General features: G+C 66.5%; 22 protein-coding genes. 13 read left to right on the forward strand and 9 right to left on the reverse strand.

Translation table 11 applies throughout. The features are described 5' to 3' along the window. Positions 1–15: 15 nt before the first annotated feature. The 3 genes from RXV90_RS21990 to RXV90_RS22000 form a co-directional block, all read right to left on the reverse strand. Positions 16–855 carry a patatin-like phospholipase family protein gene (locus RXV90_RS21990; protein WP_316651870.1) on the reverse strand — a complete coding sequence of 280 codons (840 nt, stop codon included), beginning with the start codon at positions 853–855 and terminating at the stop codon, positions 16–18. Positions 856–894: 39 nt separating this feature from the next. Continuing rightward, on the reverse strand, positions 895–2070 hold the full coding sequence (locus tag RXV90_RS21995; RefSeq protein WP_316651872.1) for an acetyl-CoA C-acetyltransferase: 1176 nt from the start codon (positions 2068–2070) through the stop codon (positions 895–897). A 183-nt stretch (positions 2071–2253) separates the two neighbouring features. Next, on the reverse strand, positions 2254–3051 hold the full coding sequence (locus tag RXV90_RS22000) for an EAL domain-containing protein (protein WP_316651874.1): 798 nt from the start codon (positions 3049–3051) through the stop codon (positions 2254–2256). A gap of 121 nt (positions 3052–3172) precedes the next feature. On the opposite strand from RXV90_RS22000, the gene RXV90_RS22005 reads away from it, so the two are divergent. Further along, complete coding sequence (locus tag RXV90_RS22005) at positions 3173–3742, forward strand: DNA-3-methyladenine glycosylase I (protein WP_316651876.1); 570 nt, start codon at positions 3173–3175, stop codon at positions 3740–3742. On the opposite strand, the gene RXV90_RS22010 is transcribed toward RXV90_RS22005, so the two are convergent. The 3 genes from RXV90_RS22010 to RXV90_RS22020 all read right to left on the reverse strand — a co-directional run bounded on the left by RXV90_RS22010 (position 3739) and on the right by RXV90_RS22020 (position 5518). Next, on the reverse strand, positions 3739–4275 hold the full coding sequence (locus tag RXV90_RS22010) for a cytochrome b (RefSeq protein WP_316651878.1): 537 nt from the start codon (positions 4273–4275) through the stop codon (positions 3739–3741). The genes RXV90_RS22005 and RXV90_RS22010 overlap by 4 nt on opposite strands. After that, positions 4275–4862 carry a YceI family protein gene (locus RXV90_RS22015; protein WP_316651880.1) on the reverse strand — a complete coding sequence of 196 codons (588 nt, stop codon included), beginning with the start codon at positions 4860–4862 and terminating at the stop codon, positions 4275–4277. The genes RXV90_RS22010 and RXV90_RS22015 overlap by 1 nt, the downstream gene beginning before the upstream one ends. 86 nt (positions 4863–4948) lie before the next feature. Beyond that, a complete protein-coding gene (locus tag RXV90_RS22020; protein WP_316651882.1) occupies positions 4949–5518 on the reverse strand; it encodes a TlpA disulfide reductase family protein in 570 nt (189 codons plus the stop codon). A 23-nt stretch (positions 5519–5541) separates the two neighbouring features. On the opposite strand from RXV90_RS22020, the gene argH reads away from it, so the two are divergent. From argH to RXV90_RS22060, 8 genes are read left to right on the forward strand one after another with little or no spacing between them, the layout of a single operon-like run. After that, positions 5542–6933, forward strand: a complete 1392-nt coding sequence (gene argH / locus RXV90_RS22025) for an argininosuccinate lyase (RefSeq protein WP_316651885.1) — start codon at positions 5542–5544, stop codon at positions 6931–6933. Next, entirely contained in the window at positions 6930–7079 is a 150-nt protein-coding gene (locus RXV90_RS22030) for a hypothetical protein (RefSeq protein ID WP_316651887.1), read from the forward strand. Before argH ends, RXV90_RS22030 begins: the two co-directional genes overlap by 4 nt. Beyond that, entirely contained in the window at positions 7079–7396 is a 318-nt protein-coding gene (locus RXV90_RS22035; RefSeq protein ID WP_316651889.1) for a DUF2834 domain-containing protein, read from the forward strand. Before RXV90_RS22030 ends, RXV90_RS22035 begins: the two co-directional genes overlap by 1 nt. Continuing rightward, a complete protein-coding gene (gene lysA, locus RXV90_RS22040; protein WP_316651891.1) occupies positions 7396–8661 on the forward strand; it encodes a diaminopimelate decarboxylase in 1266 nt (421 codons plus the stop codon). The genes RXV90_RS22035 and lysA overlap by 1 nt, the downstream gene beginning before the upstream one ends. Positions 8662–8696: 35 nt before the next feature. Next, on the forward strand, positions 8697–11219 hold the full coding sequence (locus RXV90_RS22045) for a TIGR02302 family protein (protein WP_316651893.1): 2523 nt from the start codon (positions 8697–8699) through the stop codon (positions 11217–11219). 59 nt (positions 11220–11278) lie between these two features. Next, positions 11279–11959, forward strand: coding sequence for a CDP-diacylglycerol--glycerol-3-phosphate 3-phosphatidyltransferase (gene pgsA / locus RXV90_RS22050; protein WP_316651895.1), 681 nt, complete (start codon positions 11279–11281; stop codon positions 11957–11959). Continuing rightward, positions 11959–12204: a molybdopterin converting factor subunit 1 gene (gene moaD, locus RXV90_RS22055; protein WP_316651897.1), complete on the forward strand. Its 246-nt coding sequence runs from the start codon at positions 11959–11961 to the stop codon at positions 12202–12204. Before pgsA ends, moaD begins: the two co-directional genes overlap by 1 nt. Position 12205: 1 nt before the next feature. Then, complete coding sequence (locus tag RXV90_RS22060; protein WP_316651899.1) at positions 12206–12646, forward strand: molybdenum cofactor biosynthesis protein MoaE; 441 nt, start codon at positions 12206–12208, stop codon at positions 12644–12646. 78 nt (positions 12647–12724) lie between these two features. Here RXV90_RS22060 and RXV90_RS22065 read toward each other — a convergent pair whose 3' ends face one another. The 3 genes from RXV90_RS22065 to ubiA form a co-directional block, all read right to left on the reverse strand. Beyond that, the gene (locus RXV90_RS22065) at positions 12725–13054 is read right to left on the reverse strand and encodes a hypothetical protein (protein WP_316651901.1); all 330 of its coding nucleotides are present in this window, start codon (positions 13052–13054) and stop codon (positions 12725–12727) included. Continuing rightward, entirely contained in the window at positions 13041–14924 is a 1884-nt protein-coding gene (locus RXV90_RS22070; RefSeq protein ID WP_316651903.1) for an OmpA family protein, read from the reverse strand. Before RXV90_RS22070 ends, RXV90_RS22065 begins: the two co-directional genes overlap by 14 nt. Positions 14925–14989: 65 nt before the next feature. Further along, positions 14990–15973 (reverse strand): 4-hydroxybenzoate octaprenyltransferase, encoded by a 984-nt coding sequence (gene ubiA / locus RXV90_RS22075; RefSeq protein WP_316651905.1) that lies wholly within the window; start codon positions 15971–15973, stop codon positions 14990–14992. 13 nt (positions 15974–15986) lie between these two features. Between ubiA and RXV90_RS22080 the strand changes: the two genes are divergently transcribed. The 4 genes from RXV90_RS22080 to RXV90_RS22095 all read left to right on the forward strand — a co-directional run bounded on the left by RXV90_RS22080 (position 15987) and on the right by RXV90_RS22095 (position 19545). Beyond that, positions 15987–16712, forward strand: a complete 726-nt coding sequence (locus tag RXV90_RS22080; RefSeq protein ID WP_316651906.1) for a 16S rRNA (uracil(1498)-N(3))-methyltransferase — start codon at positions 15987–15989, stop codon at positions 16710–16712. After that, positions 16709–17503: a hypothetical protein gene (locus tag RXV90_RS22085; protein ID WP_316651907.1), complete on the forward strand. Its 795-nt coding sequence runs from the start codon at positions 16709–16711 to the stop codon at positions 17501–17503. Before RXV90_RS22080 ends, RXV90_RS22085 begins: the two co-directional genes overlap by 4 nt. Positions 17504–17599: 96 nt before the next feature. Next, complete coding sequence (locus tag RXV90_RS22090; RefSeq protein WP_316651908.1) at positions 17600–18115, forward strand: hypothetical protein; 516 nt, start codon at positions 17600–17602, stop codon at positions 18113–18115. A 59-nt stretch (positions 18116–18174) separates the two neighbouring features. Next, positions 18175–19545 carry a glutamate--cysteine ligase gene (locus tag RXV90_RS22095; RefSeq protein WP_316651909.1) on the forward strand — a complete coding sequence of 457 codons (1371 nt, stop codon included), beginning with the start codon at positions 18175–18177 and terminating at the stop codon, positions 19543–19545. The last annotated feature ends 72 nt before the right edge of the window (positions 19546–19617 follow it).

Genomic DNA, 19617 nt, shown 5'->3' on the forward strand with positions numbered 1-19617 from the left:
GTCTATCTCCTTCCGTCAGTTCATGTTCATGCGTTCAAGAAACTTGCGTCCGTCCCGGGCCCCGCACTCCCACGTCGCGGCGACCTTTTCGGGGTCGGTGAAATCGATCTTGTCCGCCGGCGTCTCCCGCGACGGCGCGACATACAGCCGATCGGGATGGTCCGGCACCCGCTCATAGTCCCGGGTCAGGACCACAAGGGTAGGGCCCTCATCGCCGGGCGGCAATGGCGCCTGGTCGGCCATGCCCCCGTCGATCACCGGGCGTCCGTCCCATTCGGCGATCTCGAAGACGGGCGGAATGACCGCCGCGGCACAGACAAGCTCGTTCAGCCGGCCCGCCCGCGCGGCGCCCCGCGCATCCACCAGCCTCGCCCCGAGGCCCAGCGCCTCGGCCCAGTCGAAATGCGGCGCATTCACCAAGTGAAGCTCCGCCTCATAGGCCAGCGCCATCAGCGAAGCGACCAGCGGATGGTCCGAATCCCGCGGCGGATGGGCAAGCAGCGCGTGAAACTCAGGCCCGTCGCGGACGGCCGCCACCACTTCGGCGCTCAGCGCCTCGTCGACGACGCTGCGATACACCCGCTGATGCGGCGACACCCCATCATCGGTCACGGCATCGTGCCAGGTTACGTTCGTGTCCTGCTCGGCAAAGTGCCGCATCATGATATCCCGGATGCGCTCGCCACTATGCGAGATGAACCCAACGGCCGAAAGAACGCCCCCGGAAACGCTCGAAACCCGAACGGGATCAAGCGCAAGCGGATCGCGCACAACGTCCAGAAAGCCGCCCTGCCAGAAGCAACGCGTGCCACCACCGGAAAAGACGATCTGGCTGAACTCAGGCGGGCGATCCATGGGGGTGCGGAGGCGCCATCACTGGCGCCCCCTGCCGTCTCACGGACGTTCGACGCAAAGCGCAACACCCATGCCGCCGCCAATGCAAAGCGTGGCGAGGCCCTTCTTCGCGTCGCGGCGCTTCATTTCGAAAAGAAGCGTGTTCAGAACCCGCGCGCCCGACGCGCCGATCGGGTGGCCGATCGCGATAGCGCCGCCGTTCACGTTCACGATCGCCGGATCCCAGCCCATGTCCTTGTTGACGGCGCAGGCCTGCGCCGCAAACGCCTCGTTCGCTTCGACGAGGTCGAGGTCGCTCACCGACCAGCCGGCTTTCTCGAGCGCCTTGCGCGAGGCGTGGATTGGCCCGACGCCCATGATCGACGGGTCAAGACCCGCGGTGGCGTAGGAGGCGATCCGCGCCAGGGGCTCGATCCCGCGCTTCTCGGCATTTTCCGCCGACATCAGAAGAACGCCCGCCGCGCCGTCATTGATGCCCGAGGCATTGGCTGCGGTCACGCTGCCTTCCTTCGTGAAGGCCGGGCGCAGCTTCTGCATCGCCTCCAGCGTCGCGCCGTGGCGGATGTATTCGTCCTTGTCCACCACGATGTCGCCCTTCCGGGTCTTCACCGTGTACGCCACGATCTCGTCGTCGAACTTTCCGGCTTTCTGCGCCGCTTCCGCTTTGTTCTGCGAGGCGACGGCGAATTCGTCCTGCTGATCCCGGCTGATCTGCCATTTCTCAGCGACATTCTCCGCCGTCTGGCCCATGTGATAGCCGTTGAACGCGTCCCAAAGCCCGTCCTTGATCATCGAATCGATGAACTTCATGTCGCCCATCTTGTGGCCGTTCCGCAGGTTCGCCACGTGGGGGCTCATCGACATGTTTTCCTGCCCGCCCGCGGCCACGATATCGGCATCGCCAAGCTGGATGTGCTGGGCGCCCAGCGCCACGGCCCTCAGGCCTGACCCGCACACCTGGTTGATGCCCCAGGCCGCGCTCTCGATCGGCAGGCCCGCGTTGACATGGGCCTGGCGCGCAGGGTTCTGCCCCTGCCCGCCGGTCAGCACCTGGCCCAGGATGGTTTCGGAAACCTCCGCCTTGTCGATCCCCGCGCGCTCCACGATCGCTTCAAGGACGGCGGCCCCCAGATCATGGGCCGGCGTGTTCGCGAACGCTCCTCCGAAACTTCCTACCGGTGTGCGTGCGGCTGACGCGATGACGACATTGGTCATGATTTCGCTCCTCTCCCGAAATGGGCGATGTATCGAGGCGGAGGCCAGAAATACTACGACAGCCCCGCCGGCTCGCCGCACTTCCTATTATCTGAGCAAAATAGTCGCAATGGACAGTGTGTCACGGTGCGCACCGGCGCATACCGGCCATGCACCGGCCCGAACCCGATGGGGTGCGCCGGATCAGTTCAGCCGCGGCGCGGGGCGGCCGTAAAGGTAACCTTGCAGATAATCGATCCCGGCGCCTGCCAGATAGGCCGCGTCACGCGCATCCTCCACCTTCTCCGCAACCGTCGCCATGCCGAAATGCCGCGCGACATCGGTAAAGGCCCGCGTCATCGCCCTGTTTGCCCCATCGGCGTGAATCCCGCCGATGAACTGCCCGTCGATCTTGAGGATCTCGAAGCGGAACGCCTTCAGATACCGGAACGACGTGCACCCGGCCCCGAAATCATCCATCGCGAAGCGCACGCCGCGCGCGCGCAGCCCCTGCATCGCCCGCGCCACAGCCCCCGGCATCCCCATGGCAGAACTTTCGGTGATCTCGAGAATCAGCCGCCCCTTCACGTCGGCCACGCCCTTCAGCCCCTCGATCAGCGTCTGCCCCCACCGGGGATAGGCGAAAGACCGCGCCGAAAGGTTGATCGACAGCGTCAGGCCGGGATCTGTCCGCAACGCGGCAAGGCCAGCGCGCAGCGCAAGGCAATCGACGGTCCGCCCGATTTCCCAGGGTTCGATCGCCTCGATGAACGCGCCTGCGGGCATCGACGCCCCGGCCCCGTCCCGGATCCGCACAAGCCCCTCGAAAAAGGCCGGCGCACCCGGCGCACCCGAGGCGACGACAGGCTGATAGGCCAGGTGCACATCCCCAGCTTCCACCGCCCGCTCCACCATGGCCCGTGCATCCGCCGCCGCCCCGTCGAACGGCGACGGCAGGGCCGAACGCAGGGCGGGGTCGGAAAAAAGATCAAGCTGTATCACCGTAACGCGCCTTCTGCCGCATGGGGCCGTTCCGTGGCCTCCGACTCAGTCGTAAGGGGAAAATGTTTCTATTTTGTTCCAAATGCTCTACACCACGAAAAACCTGGCCGGGAGCAACCACATGACGGGACGGTGCAGCTGGTGCGGCGACAATCCGCTTTACGTCGCCTACCACGACAAGGAATGGGGCGTCCCCGAATGGGACAGCCGCGCGCTTTGGGAAAAGCTGATCCTCGATGGGTTCCAGGCGGGCCTCGCCTGGATCACCATTCTCCGCAAGCGTGATGGCTTCCGCGCCGCCTTCGAAGGCTTCGACCCGGCGATCATCGCCACCTGGGGCGAACCCGACATCGCGCGGCTTCTGCAGGATCCCGGCATCGTCCGCCACCGCGGCAAGATCGAGGCCACCATCGGCAACGCCCGCGCTTTTCTCGCGATCGAGGAAGACCAGGGCTTCGACCGCTACCTCTGGAACTTCTGCGACGGCGCGCCGATCCAGAACAGCTTCGCCACCATGGGCGAGGTACCCGCCGAAACCCCGCTCTCCAAGACAATCTCGAAGGATCTGAAGGCACGCGGGTTCAAATTCTGCGGGCCGACAATCGTCTACGCCTTCATGCAGGCCACCGGCATGGTGAACGATCACGTGACCGGATGCTTCCGACATGCCGAACTGCGCCCCGGCGCCTAACCCCGGCCCATCCGGCGAAGCGCGCTCCCGGGCCCGAACCCGTGCCGCAGCGCCCCGGCAACGTGCAGCGCGATAAGCGCCAGAAGGCCCTTCCACAGCGCCCCGTGCACGGCGAACCCCCAGGCCGCCACCACCTCGCTCGGCGGCGCGATGGCCGGCATCACCACAATATTGAAAAAGACCGTATCGATCCCCGTCGCCGAACTCGCCACCCAGCCGCTCACCGGGATGGCAAGGAGGAAGAGGTAAAGAAGAATGTGCACCCCCCGCGCCAGCCCGTGCTGCCAGGTGCCCGCCATGCCCGCGGGCTCCGGCACGGGGCTTATTCGATGCCAGACAAGCCGGATCAGAACGAGGCCCAGAATCGTCAGTCCGAAAGACTTGTGCACCCCGTACAACCAGTAGTTCGACAAGGAAGGCTCCATCGCCGCGATCCGCGTCCCGAAAATCATCATGCCCACAACGCCTGCCGCGATGGCCCAGTGCAGCACACGGCTGACAAGGCCATAGCCCTCCGCCGTATTCCTGAACATCACTTGGCGTCCACCCGGGCAACCTCGGCCAGAATATCGATGCGAACCTCGTCCGATACGGCGTCAGGCCACCCGGAGGCCCCAAATGCACTGCGGCTTACCGCTCCGGTCAACCGGATGAAAAGCCTGCTGAAATCCCGGGGATCGGTGCCTGCCCGGCGGAACAGCCCCGCCTGAAGCGCCACCGGCCGCGTCACACCGCGAATGGTCAGGTCTCCCTGAACCAGCGCCCCGGCCGTGCTTCCCTCGACGGAGGTGCTTTCGAAGGCGATCGAGGGGTATTTCTTGGTGTAGAGAATCGAGGGCCCCTTCAGCGCCTGCGCCGCGAACGGAAAGCTCGCCGATGCGCCCTCGGCATCAAGCGTCACACTGACCGAAGTGTTCGACACCTTGTCGAAATCCAGCGTCAGTTGCGCATCGGCCACCGGAAAACGGCCGGTGATCTCATCGGGCCCGAAATCGACGGAAAACCCAACGCGCGAGGTATCGCCGTCCAGCACGTAAAGCACCGGCGCGGCCCAGCCCATCGGCGCTGCACTAATCAGAAACAAGACAAGGAAAGCTCTCAAGGGGATCGCCGCAGTCATCTTCAGCCTCCTGAATGCCCGGCCGATGCGTTCGGTCGTCCGTCCCGTCTCCCGCTGGTGCCGTTCCTTGAGGGGCCGGTCCTGGCCTAGCCCCCGGTGCCACCATGCGATTCGACAAGCGCCCCGATGATCGCGCGCGCGCTGTCCGAATACCACTCGGCGTCCCCGCGCAATCGGGCGATTTCACGCCCTTCCGGGTCCAGGATCACCGAAATCGGCAGGCCCAGCACCCCCATGTCACGGGCAACGGCCTGCGAAGGGTCGAGGAGAATCGGCAGGGCCTCAATCCCTTCCTCCTCAAAGAAGCGGTTGATCCCGCCCAGCGCATTCCGTCCGGTGGCCAGCGTCACCACTTCGAACGCCTCACCCTGGAATTCCTTCTGCAACGCATCGAGCGCCGGCATCTCCTTCCGGCAGGGCGCGCACCAAGTCGCCCAGAAATTCACCAGCACGTACTTCCCGCGCCAGTCCGCCAGCCGGTACTCCGCCCCGCCCGGGTCGGTGAACAAGGCCTCACTCACCTCGGTCTGCGGTTCGCCGTGGAACAGAAGTTTCCGCATGCTGTCTTCGCGCATGGCCTCGAGCGCGGCGATATCCGCGGCGTTTGCACCGATTGCGAGGGCCGTGTAGAGGACGGCGGACCAGAACAGCTTCATTATCCCTCCGGGACTCGAAAAACATGGCCGAGACGACCGCTAACACGATGTGGGGAGGGCGCTTTCAGGGCGGCCCCGACGCGATCATGGAGGCAATCAACGCCTCGATCGGGTTCGACCGCCGCTTGGCCGCCCAGGACATCGCAGGCTCCCGGGCCCATGCGGCGATGCTCGCCGCTCAGGGCATCATAGATGCTAGCGATGCCGAGGCGATCCGGGAAGGCCTGCTCACGGTCTTGTCAGAGATCGAGGGCGGCAGCTTCGTGTTTTCGACAGCCCTCGAAGACATCCACATGAATGTCGAGGCCCGGCTCAAAGCACTGATCGGCGAACCGGCAGGGCGGCTGCACACCGCGCGTTCGCGGAACGATCAGGTCGCCACCGATTTCCGGCTCTGGGTCCGCGACCGGATCGACGATGCCGAGGCCGCGCTCTCCGCACTCATGCGCGCCTGTCTTGCGCAGGCTGAGGCGGGGGCAGACTGGGTCATGCCGGGCTTCACCCACCTACAGACGGCGCAGCCTGTCACCTGGGGCCACCACATGATGGCCTATGTCGAAATGTTCGCCCGCGACCGCGCGCGCTTCCGCGATGCTCGGACACGCCTGAACGAATGCCCCCTCGGCGCGGCGGCGCTTGCGGGCACCTCCTTTCCGATCGACCGGCAGGCCACGGCGGAAGCCCTCGGGTTCGACCGCCCCATGGCGAACTCGCTCGATGCCGTCTCCTCGCGCGACTTCGCGCTCGAATTTCTCTCCGCCGCGGCGATCTCGGCGGTGCACCTCTCGCGGCTTTCAGAAGAACTGGTGATCTGGTCGTCGGCCCAGTTCCGCTTCGTCTCGATGTCCGACAGGTTTTCCACCGGCTCCTCGATCATGCCGCAGAAGAAGAACCCGGACGCCGCTGAACTGATCCGCGCCAAGATCGGCCGCATCCTCGGCGCGACGGTCGCGCTTTTCACGGTGATGAAGGGCCTGCCGCTCGCCTATTCGAAGGATATGCAGGAAGACAAGGAACAGGTCTTCGACGCGGCCGACAACTACCTTCTGTCGCTCGCCGCCATGGAAGGCATGATCTCCGATCTGACGGCGCAACCCGACGCATTGCGGGCCGCCGCAAGCTCGGGCTTCTCAACGGCGACCGACCTCGCGGACTGGCTCGTGCGCGAACTGGGCCTGCCGTTCCGCGAGGCGCATCACGTCACTGGCGCCCTCGTCGCCAGGGCCGAGGCGAAGGGCTGCGATCTTCCCGATCTCTCGCTTGAAGAGATGCAGGCCGAACATACCGGGATCACCGAAGCCGTCTACACCGTCCTCGGGGTGGACAATTCGGTGGCAAGCCGCACCTCCTATGGCGGAACGGCGCCGGATCAGGTTCGCGCCCAGATCGCCCGCTGGAAGGACGCCCTCGGATGACCCGCGCCCTCTTCGCCTGCCTCCTCGCCGCCTGCCTTGCGGGCTGCGGCGCCGACGGCGCGCCCGAACCCTTCGACTCCGGCGCGCCGGCGCCCGAACCCAGCATCCGCATCACCGAAGGCATCAACGTCGAAGGGGTGCTCTGATGGAACGGTTCCGCTTCGTCTTCCTCGCCCTCGCGGTCTGGGGCGCCATTCACCCGATGTACTATTTCCTCGGCTACATGCGCGAGACCGGCACCGGGCTCTCTGGCCTGATCGACGCGTGGTACGTGAACGCCTCCACCACCGGCCTCGTCTGGGATCTGACTATCGCGGCCATCGCGCTCACCGTCTGGGTCCTCGTCGAATGCATCGCGCGGCGCATGTGGCTCGGCCTCATCGCGATCCCGGCCACCTATTGCATCGGCGTCTCCTGCGGCCTGCCGCTCTACATCTTCCTGCGCAGCCGGCCCAAGACCTGATGGATCACTTCCTGTACAGAAACGGCATTCTCCATGCCGAGGACGTGCCCCTGCCCGAAATCGCGGCAGAGGTAGGCACCCCCTTCTACGTCTATTCCCGCGCCACGCTCACGCGCCACTACACGCTCTTCGACGAGGCGCTCGACGGCACCGATCACCTGATCTGCTACGCCATGAAGTCGAACTCGAACCAGGCGGTGCTGAAGATCATGGGCGATCTCGGCGCCGGCATGGATGTCGTCTCGGGCGGCGAATACCGCCGCGCTAGGGCCGCAGGCGTACCGGGCGAGCGCATCGTCTTCTCCGGCGTCGGCAAGACGGGCGAGGAAATGCGCCTCGCCCTCGAAGGCGGCATCCGCCAGTTCAACGTCGAAAGCGAACCGGAACTGGCGCTTCTCTCGGGCATTGCCGAAAGCCTCGGCATGAAGGCGCCCGTCACGATCCGCGTCAACCCCGATGTCGATGCGCGCACCCACGAAAAGATCGCCACCGGGAAGGCGGAAAACAAGTTCGGGATCCCGATCTCACGGGCGCGCCAGGTCTATGCCCAGGCCGCCGCCCTCCCGGGGATCGAGGTGGTCGGGATCGATGTTCACATCGGCTCCCAACTCACCGATCTCGAACCCTTCGAACAGGCCTATCTGAAGGTGGCCGATCTCACCCGCACTCTCCGCGCCGACGGCCACGATATCCGCAGGCTCGACCTCGGCGGGGGGCTGGGCATTCCCTATGAACGCTCGAACACCGCCCCGCCGCTTCCCATGGAGTATGGTGCGCTGATCAGGCGCACCGTCGGCGATCTCGGCTGCGAGATCGAGATCGAGCCGGGGCGCCTCATCTCCGGCAACGCGGGCCTCCTCGTCTCGGGCGTAATCTACGTGAAATCGGGCGAAGACCGCGATTTCCTGATTCTCGACGCGGCGATGAACGATCTGATCCGCCCGGCCATGTATGGCGCCTGGCACGATATCGTACCTGTGAAGGAGCCCGAACCGGGCGGCGAACCCGCGATCTACGACGTCGTGGGCCCGGTCTGCGAAACCGGCGATACCTTCGCCAAAAGCCGCGCCATCGCGCCCCTTTCGGCGGGCGATCTCGTGGCCTTCCGCTCCGCCGGCGCCTATGGCGCGGTCATGTCCTCAGAATACAACACCCGGCCCCTGATCCCCGAAGTGCTGGTCGATCAGCATCAATTCGCCGTCATACGGGCCAGACCGGGCTTTGAAGAGATCATAAACCGCGATACCATTCCCGAATGGCTCTGAGGCACTATATCGTGTCGGAGCACCGGCGCGAGTAGATGACCAAGAACACGCCACACCTGACAGAGGCGGCCTGCCGCCTGAAATGGCCGCTGCGCCTCACGCAGATCGGCCTTTTCGCTGAACGCGCCACCCGCGCTTTCTGGCCGCTCGTCACCGTTGTGCTGCTTGCGCTCTCGGCACTGATGCTCGGCCTGCACGAAACCATGGCGCTAGAACTCGTCTGGGCTGCGGCGGTCCTCGCCGTCAGCGGCACGGTCTGGGCCCTCTGGCACGGGGCAAAGCGCTTCAGATGGCCTTCCTCCGCCGAAGCCATGGCGCGGCTCGATGCCAGCCTGCCGGGCCGCCCGATCTCCGCGCTCACAGATCAGCAGATGATCGGCACCGGCGACGCGGCGTCCGAAGCGGTGTGGAAAGCGCACGTCGCCCGCATGGCCGAACGCGCGAAAGCCGCGAAAGCGGTGAACCCCGACCTGAAGATCTCGAACCGCGACCCGTATGCGCTGCGCTACGTTGCCCTTGTCGCCTTCGCGACGGCGGTGATCTTCGGCTCGATCTGGCGCGTTTCGACGGTAACCGAACTCGCCCCCGGCGCAGGATCCGGCGCGCTCGCCGAAGGGCCCTCCTGGGAAGGCTGGATCGAACCGCCCGCCTATACCGGCCGGCCCAGCCTCTATCTCAACGACATCACCCGCCCCTCCCTCGCCATTCCGGAAGGCAGTGAAATCACACTGCGCCTTTATGGCGAGATCGGCGCGCTCACGGTGGGCGAAACCGTCTCCGCCCGCACCGGCGAACTGCCACCGGCCAGCGAACCCTCGCAGGCCTTCAAGGTCGTCCAGTCCGGCCGCATCTCGATCGACGGCCCCGGCGGTCAGGCCTGGGATATCCGGGTGATCGAAGACGACGCGCCGGAAATCGAAATCGCCGCCCCGCTCGAGAAATCCATGGGCGGCGAATTCCGCCAGCCCTTTACCGCCCGCGACGATTACGGCGTCGTGGCGGGCCGCGCCATCCTCACCCTCGATCCCGACAGCGCCGACCGGCGCTTCGGCCTCGCCGCCATTCCCGAACGCCGCGAACCGGTGATCCTCGATCTGCCCATGCCGATCACCGGCGACCGTTCGGATTTCGAGGAAACGCTGATCGACGAGATGGCCAAGCACCCTTGGGCGGGCCTGCCGGTCACGCTGGTCCTCGAAGCCGACGATGCGGCGGGCCAAACCGGGGCAAGCGCGCCCGAGGCGATCATTCTCCCCGCCCGCCGTTTCTTCGATCCCTTGGCGGCGGCAATCATCGAACAGCGCCGCGATCTTCTCTGGTCGCGCTCCAACTCGGCCCGCGTCGCGCAGATCCTGCGCGCGGTCAGCTACCGGCCCGATGACGTCTTCCGTTCGGAAACCACCTACATGAAACTCCGTGTCGCGGTGCGCCGGCTCGAAACCGCCATCCGCTACGCCGAGGTCAGCGAAACCCTCCGCGACGAAACCGCCGAAGTGCTCTGGTCCATCGCCCTCGAAATCGAGGAAGGCGATCTTTCGGATGCGCTCGAACGCCTCCGCCGCGCGCAGGACCGGCTGCAGGAAGCGATCCGCAACGGCGCGACCGACGAGGAAATCGCCGAACTCATGCGCGAATTGCGCGAGGCGATGCAAGACTACATGCGCCAGCTGGCCGAACAGCAGGGCCAGAACCCCGACCAGAAGCTCTCCGACAACCAGAACATGCAGGAAATCACGGGCGACCAGCTTCAGGATATGCTCGACCGCCTGCAGGAACTGATGGAACAGGGCCGCATGGACGAGGCCCAGGCCCTTCTCGATCAACTCCGCCAGATGATGGAGAATATGCAGATCGCCCAGGGCCAGCCCGGCGAAGGCCAGCAAAGCCCCGGCCAGCAGGCAATGGAGGGCCTCGCCGAAACCCTGCGCGAACAGCAGGGGCTTTCGGACGAAGCGTTCCGCGATCTGCAACAGCAGTTCGGCCAGGGTCAGCAGGGCCAACCCGGCCAGCCGGGGCAGCCCGGACAGGGCCAGCCGGGCGAAGGCGATGCGCCCGGTCAGCCCGGCGGCAGCCTCGCCGACCGCCAGCAGGCCCTGCGTGACGAACTCCTCCGCCAGCAGCAGAACCTCCCCGGTGCGGGTACCGAAGAGGGCGACGCCGCGCGCGACGCGCTCGACCGCGCCGGCCGGGCCATGGAGAACGCCGAAGAGGCGCTCCGCGACGAAGATTTCGCAGGCGCCCTCGACGATCAGTCGGAGGCCATCGACGCGCTCCGCGAAGGCATGCGCGAACTGGGGGAGGCAATGGCCCAGCAGCAGGGCCAGCCGGGCCAGCAGGGCGATGCCGCGGGCACCGCGAACCAGCTCGCCCGCCGCGATCCGCTTGGCCGCGAGGCCGGGCCCGATGGCCGCCTCGGCACCGATGAAGAACTTCTGCAGGGCGAAGACATCTACCGCCGCGCCCGCGATCTCCTCGACGAGATCCGCCGCCGCTCGGCCGAGCAATCCCGTCCCGAGGCGGAACTCGATTACCTCCGCCGCCTGCTCGACCGGTTCTGATCCGCCGGCGGGCGCGTTCTTCCCTTTCACCCGCCGGGGCGCCGCTGTATTGACGGGCCATGCGCTGGACGATCCCGAATATCCTGACTGTGCTGCGGCTCCTCGCAGCCCCGGGCGTTGCGGTGATGTTCCTCTACTTCAACCGCCCGATCGCCGATTGGTTCGCCCTCGTCCTCTTCATCGCCGCCGCGATCACCGACTGGTTCGACGGCTATCTCGCCCGCGCCTGGAAACAGGAAACCAAGCTTGGCGCGATGCTGGATCCGATCGCCGACAAGGCGATGGTCGTGATCGCGCTCTGCGTCATTGCCGGTCTCTCCTCCTTCGGGCGCGAAGTGATGGATCCCTGGATCCTTTTGCCGGCCACCGTCATCCTCTTCCGCGAGATCTTCGTCTCCGGCATGCGCGAATTCCTGGGCGACGTCGCGGGCACGCTCAAGGTCACCGGCCTCGCGAAATGGAAGACAACGGCCCAGATGATCGCCATTGCCGTGCTCTTCGCCAAGGGCGTGTTCGAACACCACTTCCTCGCCCTCGCCTACGGCCTCGGGCCCGATATGGTCGAAAGGGTGCTCTCCGGGCAGGAGCCCGATCTCGTCGGCCTCAACACCTACCTCACGCTCACCAACCTCACCTGGTGGGTGGGCGTCGGCCTTCTCTGGATCGCCGCAATCCTTACATTGCTCACGGGCTGGGATTACTTCCGCAAGGCCTTGCCGCATCTGAAGGAGCCGCTCTGATGGATGTTCTCTATTTCGCCTGGGTGCGCGAGCGGATCGGCCTGCCGAAGGAAACGGTCGATACCCGCGCCGCCACCGTCGCCGATCTGGTGGAAGAGCTGAAGGCCCGCGAGGAACGCTACCGGCTCGCCTTCGCGGATATCAGCTCGCTCCGCGTGGCGCTCGACCAGGAACTGGCGGAATTCGACGCCCCCCTCGACGGCGTGCGTGAGGTGGCGTTCTTCCCGCCGATGACCGGGGGCTGAGATGCGCATCACCGTACAGGAGCCCGCCTTCGATCCAGGCCACGAACTCACGGCCTTCACCCGCGACCGCACCGATATCGGCGCGGTGGTCAGCTTCACGGGCGTGGTCCGCGACGAGGCCGGCACGCTGAAGGAAATGGTGATCGAGCATTACCCGGGCATGACGGAAAAGGCGATCGCGACCATCGCCGAAGAGGCCCGCGCGCGCTGGGATCTCGCCGATGTCCTCGTGATCCACCGCCACGGGTCGCTGAAACCGGGCGAGCCGATCATGATGGTCGCCACCGCCTCGGCGCACCGCGCGGCGGCCTTCGCGGCGGCCGATTTCCTGATGGATTACCTGAAATCCCGCGCCCCCTTCTGGAAGAAGGAAACCGGCGCGGCGGGCGAGGCCTGGGTCGCGGCCAAGGATGAGGACGAAAGCGCGCTCAAGCGCTGGTAGGCCTTCATGTGGCCGTAAATATCCCGGGGTGCGGGGCAGAGCCCCGCTTCGGTCGCCGCCCGAAGGGCGGCGAAGGCCTTACAAAAGCTGGTTCTGCCGCTCGATATGGGTGCGCAATTCCTCGGCCTCGCGCCGCGCTTCCCTCAGCCCCTCCATCGCCGCGCGCAGCTCGGCCTCGGTCTGCGCCAGCTGGTTCGTCAGCTCCGCCTCGCGCTGCTGCATATAGGTGATCGCCTCGTCCTTCGCCTCCTCGGCGTCGTGAAGCTGCTGGGCCATCCGGTCCAGCTCGTTCAGATCTCCCGAATTCACCCGCGTCAGCTTGTGCAACAGCCAGTAGGCGAACCACCCCAGCATGAAGGCGACGAAAAGGATGATCGCGGTGGCGACGACGAATTCAGTTCTGTTCATTCTCGGCCTCCTCCGGCGCCACATCGCCCTCCGCCTCTCCGGTCTCCTCGGGCAGGATCAGGGTGAACTCGATTCGCCGGTTCGCCTCCCGGCCCTCTTCGGTGCCATTGTCGGCGATCGGCACAGCCTCGCCATAGCCCTGCGCACGCAGGTTCGTCGTCAGCACGCGCCGCGCCAGGATGGCGTTCAGCACCGCATCCGCCCGCTCCTGGCTCAGGTTCAGGTTCATCGATTCCCGGCCCTGGCTGTCGGTATGGCCCGCGATCTCGATCGGCACCTCCTGACACAGTTTCAGGATTTCGGCGAGCTGGTCGATGATCCCCAGGCTCGGGCCGTCCAGCGTCGCCGATCCGGGCTCGAAGGACAGCTTCTGCACCGACAGCACCGTGTTCAGGTCCTTCACGCATTCCTCCGGCGTCGGGATCCCCAGCATCGGGTCCAGCGCCTCGACATAGGCCACATCGATATCGTAATTCGCGCCCGATCCAAGCCGCGCCGACAGAAGCCCCGCAATCCGCGCCGCCGCATCCTCGATCCCGGTCTCCCCGGTGATCGTCAGCGTATCGGGCCCGACCCTGACTTCGCCACTGGCCAGATGTGCCAGCGCGTCCACCCCGGCCATCGCCCTCAGCGACCAGCCCGAAGGCAGGCTGTCGTCCAGCCGCGCCGACAGGGTGACGGTGCGCGCCCCGAAATGGGCATGGGCATAGCTTTCGACGGCCTTGCGCGTCCGATCCGAGGCCAGCCGCCCCGACAGTTCCACCGTGCCGTCGTCATGGATCACCCCCACGAATTCCGGCGCCCGCGTTGCGGCGCCCTCGGTGGTATCGGTGCTTTCGGGGGCGGGCCGCCGTACGGAGGTCAGCGAAAACCCTTCCGGCAGGCTCGCCTCCAGCCGGCCCACCGCGCGGTCGAAGGCCGCGGGCTCCACCGTATGAGGCACCACGAGGCTCACATCGGCATCCGAATAGGTGATCGTCCCGTCGCCCAGCCCGTCAAGCGCGCGCAGGCCCAGCGACACGGCATCGGCCCATTCAAGCGAGGGCGCGCCCAGCCCGATCTGGCATCGCGTGTTGGCCGGCACCCCGATCTCTCGCGCCACGGCCAGAATCGCGTCCCGCGACTCCAGCGTCTCTGCGGCGCAGGCGTCGAAGCGCCGCGTCTCGCCACTTGCGATGAACCTCAGCGTGAAGGGCGCGATCACCGGCCGCGGGGCCGAGATATCCAGCGACAGCTCCACCCCGGGCGGTACCCGCCGGGCAAGCTCGGTCTCCACCCGCCGGCGCACCTGCTCCGAATCGACGATCCCCGTGATCGAGATCCGCGTCGCCGTCACCGACACTTTCGAGCGCGGCACACGCTCCAGCGCCTCGATCGCGTAAAGAACCGCGCCATCCCAGCCGCGCGGCACGGGATAGCTGCCCTCTTCCAGAAGGTCGGTCACCGCCCCGTTTGACATCCGCCCGATCCGGTCGAACAGCGCCGCTCGGTCGAAGGCCGCAGGCACCAGCCCGATCAGCGATATCCCGTCGAGGTTGCGCAGCATCTCGATCTTGAATTCGGGGGCCTCGATCTCCTGCGCCGGCTGGGTCGTCATCTCGTCGCTCACGCGCGTGGCATCGACGATCTTGCCGGCCGCCGACAGGGCCGCGAACCGCGCCGCCTCGTCGGGCGCCGTGCCCGACAGCCGCACCTGAAGCCCGTCCACCTCGACCCGGGCCCAGTTCATCCCGCCATCGGTCAGCGCGGTCAGAATCCCCACCCGCGCACCGGTCTCGACCCGGTCGACGGCCACCTGCGCGGCGCCGAAGCTCAGGCCCGCCGCCGAAAGCATCGCAATTGCAATGGGAAGGTATGATCGGATTGGCATGCGCCTGCTCGGGCCAGTTTTTCCGCCAGTTTCCCCTTCCTAATCCCCACGCCGCCCCGGCGCAATCAGAGGAACAGGGCAGCGGCGAAAAACAGCACCGGGATCAACCCGGCATCCCGGTTCGCGCGAAAAAGCCGCAGGCAGATCTCGGGGTTCTCGGTATCAAGCCGGGTCAGCTGCCAGGTCAGGTGCCAGCCCATCACCCATGTTCCGGCCAGCGCAACAGCGAGCGCGAGCGGCGACGCGCTGCCCAACAAAGCGGTCAGCGCCGCAATCCCCATCAGCCCCACCGTGGCGACGAGGAAATGCCTCAGCCAGCGATGGGTCTTTTCTCCGAACAGCCGCGCCGTCGATTTCACCCCGATCAGCGCGTCGTCCTCCTTGTCCTGATGGGCATAGATCGTGTCGTAGAACAGCGTCCAGGCGATCCCGCTGGCGTAAAGCAGAAGCGCAGGCGCGGCGACCGATCCGGTATGCGCCGCCCAGGCCAGGATCGCGCCCCAGCTGAACGCAAGCCCCAGAAAGACCTGCGGCCACCAAGTGAACCGCTTCGCGAAAGGATAGATCGCGACAAGCGCGAGCGATCCGATGCCAAGGAAAATCGCCGTCGGATGGAACGTCAGCAGGATGCAGAAGGCCAAGAGCGACTGGATCACCAGCCAGACGAAGGCCTGCCGCGGGCTCACCTGCCCCGAAGGGATCGGGCGAGAGCGTGTCCGCGCTACCTGCGCGTCGAACTCGCGGTCTGTCAGGTCGTTCCAGGTACACCCCGCACCCCGCATCAGGAAGGCCCCGATCGCACAGCCAAGTGCGATCCAAGCATCGTAAAGGCCGAAGCGCCCCGTCGTTCCGGCGGCAAGCAACAATCCCCACCAGCAGGGCAGCAGCAAAAGCCATGTGCCGATCGGCCGGTCTGCCCGCGACAGGCGCAGGTAGGGCCGCGCCCAGCTGGGCGCCCACCGGTCCACCCAGTTGCCTGAAACGGCATCCGCCACCTGCCCCTCCACGGACGGCTCCGGGCTCTCTGGTGTCTCCGGCGTCTCGGTCATACTGTCTCGATCCATGGCACAGGTTCGGCTTTATGTAGATCACCCGCTCGGGGCGGAGCAATCGGTTCCTCTGACCCGCGATCAGGCGCATTACCTCTTCGGCGTGATGCGCCTCGACACCGGTGCCACGGTCACCCTCTTCAACGGGCGGGACGGCGCCTGGGCGGCCACTGCGGTACGCCAAGGCAAGCGGGACGGACGGCTCGTCTGCACCGAACAGACAGCCCCCCTCGCCCTTCCGCCCGATCTCTGGCTTCTCTTCGCGCCGATCAAGAAGGCGCGCACCGATTTCATCGTCGAAAAAGCCGTCGAACTGGGCGCGGCGCGCATCCTGCCGGTGCAGACCGAGTTCACGAACGCCGAGCGCATCCGCCGCGACAGGCTTCAGGCCCACGCGACCGAGGCCGCCGAACAATGCGGCGCAACCTACGTGCCCGAGGTGGCCGAGCTTCAGCGCCTCCCCGCCCTCCTTTCATGCTGGCCGGAAGACCGCGGGCTCCTCTTCTGCGACGAGGCGCGCGCAGGCGCCGCCCCCTTCGATCTGGGCCAGCGCCTCCGCCCCGGCCCATGGGCGATCCTCATCGGCCCGGAAGGCGGCTTCTCCGACGCCGAACGCGCCCGTATCACGGCCCTCGACACGGCCGAACCGATCAGCCTCGGCCCCCGCATCCTTCGCGCCGATACCGCCGCCGTCGCCGCCCTCACCCTCTGGCAGGCGGCACTCGGGGACTGGCGATGACGGCGGCGCGCCTCCACGTCATGACGGCCACCGAAAACGCGCGGGCGGTGATCCTCCGCCGCGGCCCCACCCGCCAGGTCGCAAGCCTTCTGTGGAATCGTGCGTCAGACGAAATCACCCTCGGACAGTGGCTCAAGGGGCGGATCTACGAGCACCGCTCCGATCTCTCGCCCGACGGGCGGCACATGATCTATTTCGCCGGCACAAGCGCCTCGATCCGCGAAGGGTGCTGGCACACCGTCGTTTCCCGCGCCCCCTGGCTCCGCGCCCTCGTCTTTCTCCCGCAAGGGTGGACGTGGCACGGCGGCGGCGCATTCACCGCCCAAGGCCGGGTCTTCCTGAACGGCGGCGGCACGCTGCCCCAGAACGAAGAGGGCCTGCTCCCCGCCCCGCAAGACGCCTATCCACACGGCACCGACGGCTTCCACATGGGCGGGCTTTTCGCGGCCATGATGGCGCGCCGCGGCTGGCGCCGGACGGCGGGCGACCGCTACGAAACCCAGCTCGAAACCGCCCTGCCCCATGGCTGGACCCTCGAACTATCCTTCCGTGTCGGCGCCCGAAACCGCAGCATCATCTCGAACGCCTACGCCTTGACCCACCCCGTCCATGGCCGCCATCCCATGGAGGGCTGGGAATGGGCGGAACCCTGGAAGAATGGCCTCCAGTTCGCGAAGGCTGGCGCGCTCCACGAGGCCGCAATCACCAGAACCGGCCTCGACGCCACCCGCCAGATCGTCGACCTGACGCCCATGGCCTTCGAAAACATAAAGGCTCCTTATGACGGATAAGCGGAAAAAGGCCACCCGCCGCGCACCCCCGATGACAGCTTGGCCTGGTCTTTCTAATCTGGCCCACGGGGGCGCGTATCCGGACCGGCGCGCGTCATGAGTTTCATCCGACCAGAAGCCGCCCAGTGGCTCCACCGGTGGCGCGAAACCCTCGCGGGCGCCGCCGCGGCCGGCCTCGGCGCGTACTGGACTGTCACCGACAACGGCGCACTCACGATCATCGGCACTGGTCTGACCATCGGCGGCGCGCTCCTTGTCTTCGCCGGCGTCCAGCGCGCGCGCTTCCGGCGCGGGGGCGGCGGCTCTGGCATGGTGCAGGTTGACGAAGGTCAGCTCACCTATTTCGGGCCCCATGACGGCGGCATCGCCGCGATCTCCGAGGTCACGCGCCTCGATCTCGATCCCCGCCACGGCGGCGAAGGGGCCTGGATCGTCTTTCACCGCGGCGGCAATCCACTCACCATCCCGGTGAACGCAGCCGGGGCCGACGCGCTCTTCGATGTCTTCGCCGCCCTCCCCGGCATCGAAACCGGCGATCTGCTGGCAAAACTCAACGCCACCCCCGCTCAGCAGATCGTGATTTGGGAACGCGAACCCAAGCGCCTGCATTGACTTCCCGCGCCGGCAAGGCAATGACGCGGGTCTCAGGCGAATGAAGCGGGACGCCAGCGATGTCGATACCCCAATCCGGCGGCGGGCCGATCGAACGGCACGAACAGCTTGCGGAATACCTCGAAGCGGGCTGTAAGCCGAAGGCTGACTGGCGCATCGGCACCGAGCACGAAAAGTTCGGCTATTGCCGCGACACGCTGAAACCCCTGCCCTATGACGGTCCCCGTTCGATCCGCGCCATGCTCGAAGGGCTGCGTAACCGCTACGGCTGGGCCCCGGTCGAGGAAGCGGGCAACATCATCGGGCTCGAGAAGGACGGCGCAAACGTCTCCCTCGAACCGGGCGGACAGCTCGAACTCTCAGGCGCGCCGCTCGAAACGATCCACGAAACCTGCGACGAAGTGAACGCCCACCTTCGCGAGGTGCAAAGCGTGGCCGACGAGATCGGCGCGGGCTTCATCGGCCTCGGCGCAGCCCCGCACTGGCGGCACGAGGACATGCCCCGCATGCCCAAGGGCCGCTACAAGCTGATGACAGATTACATGGGCCGCGTCGGCACCCACGGCACCCAGATGATGTACCGCACCTGCACAGTCCAGGTGAACCTCGACTTCTCTGACGAGGCGGACATGGTGAAAAAGATGCGCGTGGCCCTCGCGTTGCAACCCGTGGCCACCGCGCTCTTCGCCAACTCGCCCTTCTTCGAGGGCAAGCTCAACGGGCACAAATCCTGGCGCTCCCGGATCTGGCGCGATCTCGACGCGGACCGCACCGGCATGCTGCCCTTCGTCTTCGAAGAGGGCTTCGGCTTCGAACGCTATGTCGACTACGCGCTCGATGTGCCGATGTATTTCGTCTACCGCGACGGGACATATATCGACGCGCTCGGCCAATCCTTCCGCGATTTCCTCGACGGAAAGCTCCCCGCCCTTCCCGGCGAGGTGCCCACGCTCTCGGACTGGGCCGATCACCTGACGACCATCTTCCCCGAGGCGCGGCTCAAGAAATTCATCGAGATGCGCGGCGCCGACGGCGGCCCCTGGCGGCGGCTCTGCGCGCTTCCGGCCTTCTGGGTCGGACTCACCTATGACGCGGACGCGCTCGATGCGGCCTGGGATCTCGCAAAGGGGCTCGACGCCGAAACCCGGCAGGGCCTCCGCGTCGCCGCCTCCGTCGATGCGCTGCAGGGCGAGGCGGGGGGCGTGAAGCTCTACGACCTCGCGCGCGAAGCTGTGGCCATTGCCGAAGCGGGGCTGAAGGCCCGCGCCCGGCCCGGCGCCGGCGGTCTCATCCCCGACGAATCCCACTTCCTGAATGCGCTGCAGGAAAGCATCGCCTCGGGCCAGGTGCCCGCCGACGAACTCATCGCCCATTACAACGGCGACTGGGACGGCGACGTCACCCGCGTCTTCGCGGAATACAGCTACTAAAGCATCCGGCCTTTAACCTGAGACATATCCGGCAGCCCTGAAGTAGTTCCAACACTCTTCGGGTGAGTATAG

Origin of the sequence: Ovoidimarina sediminis (assembly GCF_032586175.1) — a bacterium.
Classification (GTDB): Bacteria; Pseudomonadota; Alphaproteobacteria; order Rhodobacterales; family Rhodobacteraceae; genus Ovoidimarina; species Ovoidimarina sediminis.